Genomic DNA, 2,806 nt, shown 5'->3' with positions numbered 1-2,806 from the left:
GCCCCTCCCAGACCCTGCTCAGCGCCGCCCTCGTCGGCCCGGCCCTCCTCGGCGCGCTGCGGAAGCTCGATCCGCGCCTGATGGTGCGCAACCCGGTGATGTTCGTCGTCGAGGTCGTCGCCGCGCTCACCACGGTGCTGTTCGTCCGCGACGCCGCGACGGGCGCCGAGAACCTCGCCTTCTCCGGGCAGATCATCCTGTGGCTCTGGTTCACGGTGCTGTTCGCCAACTTCGCCGAGGCGATCGCCGAGGGGCGCGGCAAGGCGCAGGCGGATTCCCTGCGGCGCACCCGCACCGAGACCATGGCCAAGCGGCTGACGGGTGCGGGCCGCGCCTTCGAGACCGTCCCCGGCAACGACCTCAAGGTCGGCGACGTGGTGCTGGTCGAGGCCGGCGACATCATCCCCTCGGACGGCGAGGTGATCCTCGGCATCGCCTCGGTCAACGAGGCGGCGATCACCGGCGAATCCGCCCCGGTGATCCGCGAATCGGGCGGCGACCGCTCGGCGGTGACCGGCGGCACGCAGGTGCTCTCCGACGAGATCCGGGTGCGGATCACGGCCGCGGCCGGCTCGACCTTCGTCGACCGGATGATCGCGCTCGTCGAGGGCGCCGCCCGCCAGAAGACCCCGAACGAGATCGCGCTCAACATCCTGCTCGCCGGCCTGACCCTGATCTTCGTCTTCGCCGTCGCCTCGATCCCGAGCTTCGCCTCCTATGCCGGCGGCGCGATCCCGCTGATCGTGCTGGTCGCGCTGTTCGTGACGCTGATCCCGACCACCATCGGCGCGCTGCTCTCGGCCATCGGCATCGCCGGCATGGACCGGCTGGTGCGCTTCAACGTGCTCGCCATGTCGGGCCGCGCCGTGGAGGCGGCCGGCGACGTCGATACGCTGCTCTTGGACAAGACCGGCACGATCACGCTGGGCAACCGTCAGGCCACCGCGTTCCGCCCCGTCCGCGGCGTCACCGAGCAGGAGCTCGCCGACGCGGCGCAGCTCGCCTCCCTCGCCGACGAGACGCCGGAGGGCCGCTCGATCGTGGTGCTGGCCAAGGAGAGCTACGGGATCCGCGCCCGCGACATGGCAAGCCTCGACGCCACCTTCGTGCCGTTCACCGCACAGACCCGGATGAGCGGCGTCGACCTCGCCGGCTCGCAGATTCGAAAGGGCGCCGTCGATTCGATCGTCGCGGCGGTGAGCGGCGGCCCGGTCGCGACCCGGGGCTCCAGCGCGGCCCTGGCCTACGCGCCGACCGCCTCGGCCGAGAGCGTCGAGGAGGTCCGCGCCATCGCCGACGACGTCGCCAAGGCCGGCGGCACGCCGCTCGCCGTCGCCCGCGACGGACGCCTCCTCGGCGTGGTGACGCTGAAGGACATCGTGAAGGGCGGCATCCGGGAGCGCTTCTCCGAGCTGCGCCGCATGGGCATCCGCACGGTGATGATCACCGGCGACAACCCGGTCACCGCCGCCGCGATCGCCGCCGAGGCCGGCGTCGACGACTTCCTCGCCCAGGCCACCCCCGAGGACAAGCTGGCGCTGATCCGCCGCGAGCAGGCGCAGGGCAAGCTCGTCGCGATGTGCGGCGACGGCACCAACGACGCCCCCGCCCTCGCCCAGGCCGACGTCGGCGTCGCGATGAACACCGGCACGGTGGCGGCGCGCGAGGCCGGCAACATGGTCGACCTCGATTCCGACCCGACCAAGCTCATCGAGATCGTCGGCATCGGCAAGCAGCTGCTGATGACGCGCGGCGCGCTGACCACCTTCTCGATCGCCAACGACGTGGCGAAGTACTTCGCCATCATCCCGGCGATGTTCCTCGGGCTCTATCCGCAGCTCCAGGCGCTGAACGTGATGGGGCTCGCCTCGCCCCAGAGCGCGATCCTGTCGGCGATCATCTTCAACGCGTTGATCATCGTCGCGCTGATCCCGCTGGCCCTGCGCGGCGTGGCCTACCGCGCGGTCGGCGCCGGCGCGCTGCTGCGCCGGAACCTGGCGATCTACGGCCTGGGCGGAATCCTGGTGCCCTTCGTCGGCATCAAGGCGATCGACCTCGCCGTCACCGCGCTCCGCCTCGCCTGATCCTCCCCCTTCGCGTCACGAGACCCCGCCATGCTGACCCAGCTTCGCCCCGCCCTCGTCCTGCTGATCGCGCTGACCGCGCTCACCGGGCTCGCCTATCCGCTCGCGATGACCGGGATCGCCGGCCTCGCCTTCCCGAGCCAGGCCGCCGGCTCGATCGTCCTGCGCGACGGCAAGCCCGTCGGGTCGAGCCTGATCGGCCAGGCCTTCGCCGGCGCGCGCTACTTCCAGGGCCGGCCGTCCGCGACCAGCGCCGCCGACCCGGCCGACCCCGCCAAGACCGTGCCGGCGCCCTACAACGCCGCGAACTCGTCGGGCTCCAACCTCGGCCCGACGAGCGCGGCGCTCGCCGAGCGGGTCGGCGCCGACCTCGCCCGCCTGAAGGCCGAGAACCCGGGCGTGCCGGTGCCGGTCGACCTCGTGACCACGAGCGGTTCGGGCCTCGACCCCGACCTCTCGCCCGCCGCCGCCCTGTTCCAGGTGAAGCGCGTGGCGGCCGCGCGCGGGCTCCCCGAGCCGGCCGTGCGCGACCTCGTCGAGGGGCAGGTCCGCGGTCGCTGGCTCGGCATCCTCGGCGAGCCGCGGGTGAACGTGCTGGCGCTCAACCTCGCGCTGGACGGGCTGGCGAAATAGGCGCTGGCCCATTCGGGCCCCGTTGCGGGTAGGATGCGCCCCCGATGCCCGAGCCGAGCCAGCGACCGCGGACCTGCCCCTCGACGAGG

2 protein-coding genes are annotated in these 2,806 nt (G+C 72.7%); both read left to right on the top strand.

Annotated elements, in window-relative coordinates; genetic code table 11:
• The first annotated feature begins 14 nt into the window (after positions 1-14).
• Complete coding sequence (kdpB, locus tag FV223_RS24460) at positions 15-2,084, top strand: potassium-transporting ATPase subunit KdpB (protein ID WP_147729401.1); 2,070 nt, start codon at positions 15-17, stop codon at positions 2,082-2,084.
• A 30-nt stretch (positions 2,085-2,114) separates the two neighbouring features.
• Complete coding sequence (locus FV223_RS24455; RefSeq protein ID WP_147729400.1) at positions 2,115-2,717, top strand: K(+)-transporting ATPase subunit C; 603 nt, start codon at positions 2,115-2,117, stop codon at positions 2,715-2,717.
• The last annotated feature ends 89 nt before the right edge of the window (positions 2,718-2,806 follow it).

The organism is Methylobacterium sp. WL116 (assembly GCF_008039455.1).
In the GTDB taxonomy this organism is placed as follows: Bacteria; Pseudomonadota; Alphaproteobacteria; order Rhizobiales; family Beijerinckiaceae; genus Methylobacterium.
The sequence above is the reverse complement of the archived record's forward strand: the minus strand, read 5'-3'. Positions and strand labels throughout refer to the sequence as shown.

Excerpts from the sequence above, each read along its gene's own strand:
- FV223_RS24455 (WP_147729400.1), top strand. The coding sequence starts at position 2,115 with ATGCTGACCCAGCTTCGCCCCGCCCTCGTCCTGCTGATCGCGCTGACC.